Annotated in this window: 1 protein-coding gene; it reads right to left on the bottom strand. The window is 70.1% G+C overall.

The features are described 5' to 3' along the window. Positions 1–6287 (bottom strand): right-handed parallel beta-helix repeat-containing protein (locus tag Q0C41_RS28950; RefSeq protein WP_291990075.1); only part of this gene is annotated, 6287 nt, incomplete at both ends.

Consider the following 6287-nt stretch of genomic DNA (forward strand, 5'->3'; position numbering starts at 1 on the left):
GACCGTGGAAGTTTCCGTAGATCTCGTTGTCCTCCACCAGCGTGTTCGCGTTGCCGTAGTACGCCGTGATCCCGTACTGACCGCTGCCCGAATGCCCGTACACCACGTTCTCCGCGACCCGCACTCCGTAGGTGACGGCGATCCCGGTCGAGGAGTTGTCGTGCACCACGTTGCCCAGCACGTCGACGCGCGCGCCCGCGGCGCTCGACCCGTTCACGTCGATCCCGGCGGAGGCGTTGCCCCAGACGTGGTTCGCCAGCACGCGGCCCTGCTCCAGCCCGTTCACGTAGATGCCGGTCGATGCGTTGCGGTAGACGACGTTGCCTTCGATCGTGACGTCGTCGTTCCCGGTCGTGATGTACACGCCGATGTTCGCGTTGCCGTAGATCTCGCTGTCGCGCACGGTGAGCAGGTCGGCATCGGCGCCGCTCGCCGCAAAGACGCCGTAGTACGCCCCGGTGATCGCGAGGTTCGCGAGGGTGACCCGGTCGGCGTTGCTGAACTGGAACACGTAGCTGCTGGAGCTCGTGTTGCCGCGGTTCAGGACGGCGCGCGCGCCGTCCGCGGTCGGTCCCTGGATGGTGACGCCGGAATCCTGCGCGGCGATGTTGATGTTGGTCGTGAGCAGGTAGCTGCCCACGTCGACGAGGACGACGTCGCCCAGGTTGAGGTCGTAGGTGTCGAGGACGGACCGGATGCTCGCCTTCGGCCGCGACGGGTCGAGACCGTCGTTCGCGTCGTCGCCGATGGCGGTGGCGTACTGGTCGCCGAGCGTCGAGCCGTCGTTGACGTAATAGAAGCGGATCGGCAGGGAGACGGTGAAGGCGCGGTCGGACGTGTCGAAGATCGCCGGCGTGTCGGTCGAAGCCGCGCGCAGCAGGTAATTCGTACCCGCCGCGAAGGTCGCCGCATCGACGTTCCAGTCGTACCTGCCGTCGTTCGCCTCGGCGTTCGAGAGCGTGTTCCACGTCGCGCCGCCGTCGCTCGACCAGGAGAGATCGACCGTCCCCGCGAACCCGGCCGCCCGCCATTGCACCTCGTAGACGGCGCCCTGCGACACCGTCTCGCCGCCGTTGGCCTTCAGCACCAGCACGTACTGCGCCGGGCTCTTCGACGCCTGCGCGGTATTGCCGTAAGCGCCGATGTTGACGTAGCCGCCGTTGGGCGCCGGCTCGTTGGCGAACGCATCGGACGGATTGCCCCGGTCGATGCCCGCCGACTGGTTCGCGTCGAGCGCCAGCACGCCGGGCAGCAGCATCGGCAGCCCGGAGATCGCGTTGCGCACCGGCGCGAGCGACCCGCCGTGGAAGCTGCCGTAGCGGCTCTGCAGGTGGAAATCGTCGTCGCGGCCGTCCTGCGCGAGGCTCGCGTAGCCGAGCACGCCGTCGGCGCCGTCCGGGTCGACGAACTGCGGATCGAGCGCGAGGCTGTTCGCGTCGGTGAACGTCGCGGCACGCCAGGCGTTGAACGTGGGCCGCACGACGCCTTGCCACTGGCCGGCCTGACCCGTCCCGGTGAGGCGGAAGATGTTGTAGTCGGACTGGAAGCCGAGCTGGCTGTTGGAATCGACGACGAGCCCCAGGCCGTCGTCGGCCCAGAAGAAGTTGTTGCGGAAGTTCGCGTTCGTGCTGCCGTTGTAGAGCCTCACCAGGTCGCCGTCGGACTGCTGCAGCGTGTTGTTCGCCACGGTGAGGTTCGAGCCCCACAGGTCCAGCGCCTGCGTCGCGTTGTCGTACACCAGGTTGTTGCGGAACGTGTGGCCGCCGCCGCTCCACCGCACGCCCTGGGCGTTCGAGTACACGACGTTGCCGGAGAGGTCGACGCTGCTCGCGACGATGCCCCAGCTCGTGTTGGCGTACACCCGGTTGCGGTTCACCGACCCGGTGCTGCTCGCGGTGATGCCGGTGTAGTTGCCGTAGACGACGTTGTCCCAGGCCGACGAATTGCTGCTCACGCCGATGCCGAAGTCGTTGACGCCGACGTGACCCCACACGGTGTTGCCGACCACGAGGACGTTGTTGGACGCGCTGATGCCGGCGATGGTGTTGTCGTAGACCCGATTGCCGCGCCCCAGGCTGAGGTCGGTGTTCCCGATGATGGTCTGCGTCGAGCTGCCGCTGACGACGATGCCGTACTGGTTGCCGTAGGCCTCGTTCGCCTCGACCCGGGCCCCGCTCACGCCGGAGAGCTCGATGCCGTAACGGCCGTTGCCGTAGACCAGGCTGTCGGTGAAGCTGACCGCGGTGGTGCCCTGGATGTACACGCCGCTCTGGGTGTTGCCGTGGGCCAGCACGTTGCTCACGTCGCCCAGCGGGCCGTCGAGCCAGATGCCGTATCCGCCGTTGGCGTAGGCGGTGAGATGGGAGATGTCCCAGAGCGGATTGTTGGTGTCGATCCGCATGCCGTCGGACGCATGCCCGAAGGCGGTCAGCCGCGTGCCGGAGAAGTTGTCGCTGCCGGTGTGGACGTGGATGCCGCGCTGGGCCTCGCGCAGCGTGAGGTGGCTCACGTTGACGAAGTCGGCGTCGACGAGCTCGATCAGTGCGCTCGTGCGGTTGCCGGGGATCGCCGGGAACAGGGCGGCGACCTTCGCGACGTCGGTGGGGCCGGTGATGATGAAGCCCTCGTCGCGCCCCAGGCCGTAGTCGGTCGTGCCCGAGAGCTTGAGCGGGTCGATCAACGGGTAGTTGCCCGTGTCGACGTGTACCGTGTCGCCGGCCGAGAGCTCGTACACCCGGAACAGGTTGACCGGGTTGGGCTTGGGCGCCGTCGCGAGCTTGCCGGTGTTGCGGTTGTCGCCGATCGCGTCGGGCGTGTATTCATCGCCGACGTTGCTGCGGTCGTCCACCCAGTAGTCGGCGCCGTCCTCGGGGACGGTGAAGGTTTCCTGGCTGCGGTCGATCACCGCCGGGTTCGCCACCAGCGACACCTGGATGCGCAGGCCGTAGGTGCCGAAATCGACGTTCGCCGGGCTGGAGGACGGAATCCACGTGTAGAGGCCGTCGTCGGGCGTCGACGCGGCGATCGTCGCGACGAGCGCCGGGCCGTCGGCGGTGTCCTGCAGCAGGTCGATGCGCACCGGCGATTCGCCGGCGTTGCCGAAGGTCTCCCAGCGGATGTCGAGCGGCCGGTCCTTCTCCCAGTCGGTGTAGAGATCCGGGAAGCGCAGCGCGATGCGCGGCGCACCGGCCAGACCGAGGTCGGTGGACTCGAAGCCGAACGCGCCCTGGTCGGCGCCCTCGGACTCGGCACGCACGTAGAGGAAGGCCTGGTCGAGCCACGCATCGTTGGAGCTGCCGGTGTCGCGGTAGGCGCGGAACTCGAAGCGCACCGAGCGGGTGCCCACCGGGATGTCGGCGCGGCCGCCGACGAGCGACCAGCGGTCGGAGGGATCGTCCGCCACGACGTTGGTCGTGCCGAGCACGCCCAGATCGGCCCCGATGAAGGTCACACGGACTTCGCCGCGATCGACCGCCGCCTCGGCCGCGCTGCGCAGCCGGCCGCCGAAGACCACCTCCAGATCCTGCGCATCGAGCTGCGCCGGGCTGTAGCCGGCGGCGAGGAGATCCACCGTCTGCGCGGCGAAGCCCTCCTCGATGTTGCCTGCGCTGAAGTACCGGCTGCCTTCGTAGGCGACGGGGCTCGCGGTGCGCACCGCGGCCCCCGGGTTGACCACCCAGCCGGCGAGATCGGATTCGAAACCGGCGTTGGCGAGCCGGTTGACGTACCCGGGCGGCACGCCGTTGTCGGCGCGCGCGTCACCCGCATCCACCGTGGGGCTGGCGTGCCGCAGCTGCGCCACCGGCGGCAGGATCGTGTAGTCGTCGCGCGCGAGGTCGGCGAAGGCCGGGCGCGCCCAGTCGGGGTTCACCACCGTCGCGCCGATCGAGTGCAGGTCGAACTTCGCGATGTCGGCCTGCCAGTCGAGCACGTCGACGAAGTCCTTCGTCCAGTACCCGACGCGCCCGTCGCCCGTGGCGTAGAGGTTGTTGTAGTCGCTGAAGAAGCCGCTCTGCGAGTCGTTGGCGACGTAGATGTCGTAGCCGGACTGCGCCCACATCACGTTGTTGCGCAGCTCGACCTCGGAGGACGAGGACTGGATGCGCACGTTGTCGCCGGTCGGGGCGAAGAACGTGTTGTTGAAGATGCGCACGTCGTTCCTGCCGCTCACCAGAACGCCATGGGTCGCGTTGCGGTGGAAGACGTTGTGCAGGATGCGCTGCTCGGACGTGGCGACGATCGCCGTGCCGTTGCCGCCGAAGCGGTTGAACTGGATGGTGCCGGTGAAGCCGGCCACCCCCGTGCCGTTGCCGTCGATGTCGTTGCCGAGTGCGAGCGAAGGGCCGCCGAGCGTGCCCGAGCCGTTCACGCCGACGGTGTTGTCGCGCACGAGCTGGCCCTGCATGCGGCCGCCGGAGAGCGCGACACCCACCGAGCTGTTGCCGTGGATGTCGTTGCGCGCCTGCCGGCCCTCCGCGAGCCCCGTCGTGACGAAGCCCAGTCCCTGGGCCGGGTCGGTCACGAGGTGCTGCACGCCGGTGGCGTTGCCGAAGATCTCGTTGCCGGCGAGCGCAGCCCCCACCGCGTAGCGCACGCCCACCGTACCGCCGTGGATCGTGTTGTCGGTGATGCCGCCGGTGAACGCCGCATCGATGTTGAGCACCGTGCCGGCGGACGAGAAGTCGTTGTGCTCGATCGTGCCGGTCGCGGCTGCGCCGATCCGCAGGCCCGTCGTGGCACCGTGCACGTCGTTGTGCGCGATGCGCAGGCCCGTGCCGCCGAGCGTCGGCGTGATCAGCCTGCCGGTGATGTTGATGCCGTTGGTGCTCGCCGTCACGCCGTTGCGCTCGACGACAGCGCCGCTCACGCTGCCGACGAGGGCGACGCCGGTGCCCGTGCTGGAGATGCGGTTGTAGACCACCCGGGCGCCGCTGCCGCCGTCTAGGACCACGCCGCCGCTCACCGTCGACTCGCTCAGGGTGAACCCGTTCGCGCCGTCCACGCCGACCTTGCCGGCGATGGCGAGGCGCTGCACGGTGACGTTCGCCGCGCCTGCGGCGATCGTGACGTCGCCCGCGATCGTCGCCCCCGGCGCGCCGTAGATCGTCACGCCCGCGTCCTGTGCCGCGACGCTGAAGCCCGCGTGGGCACCCTCGACGACGATGACGTCGCCCGCGCCGAGATCGTTGCCGTCCAGAATGGCCTGCACCGACTGCGCGTTCGCGCGATACACCGTGCCGACCTCGATGCCCTCACCGCGCGCGTAGATCTCCGGCCGGCCGGCGAACACGTCCTGCCAGACCACGAGCACGCGGCCGGAGGAGTCGGTCGCAGCGGCGAGCGACTGCGCGGCGAGCGTCGTCGGACTGATGCCCTGGGGCGACGCCTCGGCCGGCAGCTCCTCGACGAACTGGCTGCCGTTCCAGGCCATCGCGTAGAGGTTCGCGGGGCCGCTCGCGAGCGGCGTGCGCACCCACAGGAGCTGCAGGTCGCCGCCGCCGGTGGTGAGCACCGGCTGCGCGGGACGATCCGGCACGCCGTTCACGAGCCGCGTGACGGCGCTGGCGCCCTGATACTGCACGGCCACGACGGCCGCCCCCTGGTCGGAGAACGCCTGCCACGCGACGAACAGGTCGCCGCCGTGATAGGCGAGCGTGGGCTGCGCGTTGTAGCTCAGGCTGCCGGCCAGGCTCGCGTCGATCGCGCCGCTCACGCCCGTGCCGGAGGCCGAAGTGCCGCGTCCCGCCCAGACCCCCGCCGAGTACTCGGTGAGGAAGATCTGGCGCACGCCGTTCGAGCCCTCGACGGCCCAGGCGAGGGCGACGCGAGTGCCGTCGGTGACGGCCGCGAGGTCGCCGACGAGGCCGCCGCCCGCGTGATTCGAGACGCCCGTCCCGCTCGCCGCACCCGCGCCGAGCGACTGCCAGGCCGCGCCGTCGAAGCGCTTCACGTAGACCTGTGTCGTGCCGCTCGACGCATCGAGCCACGCAACGACCGGGCCGGCACTCGTCGCGAGGATCTTCGCGTCGGTCGCGGCGCCCGTGCCGGAGATGCCGCCGCCCGCGAGCGATCCGCCGAGGGCCACCCAGCCGCCGGCGCCGCCGTTCAGCGTGGCGTCGAAGCGCGCGACGTGGATGTCGCGCCCGCCGGCGTGCACCTGCGTCCAGGCGACGTAGATCGTGCCGTCGGCCCCGACCGCCACGCTCGGGGCGTAGGCCGGGGCATTGCTCGCGCTGATGCCGCCGCCGGTGCTGCTGCCGGCGAGCTCTTCCCAGCCGAGCGCCGTG

This window comes from Luteitalea sp., assembly GCF_022842525.1.
GTDB lineage: Bacteria > Acidobacteriota > Vicinamibacteria > Vicinamibacterales > Vicinamibacteraceae > Luteitalea.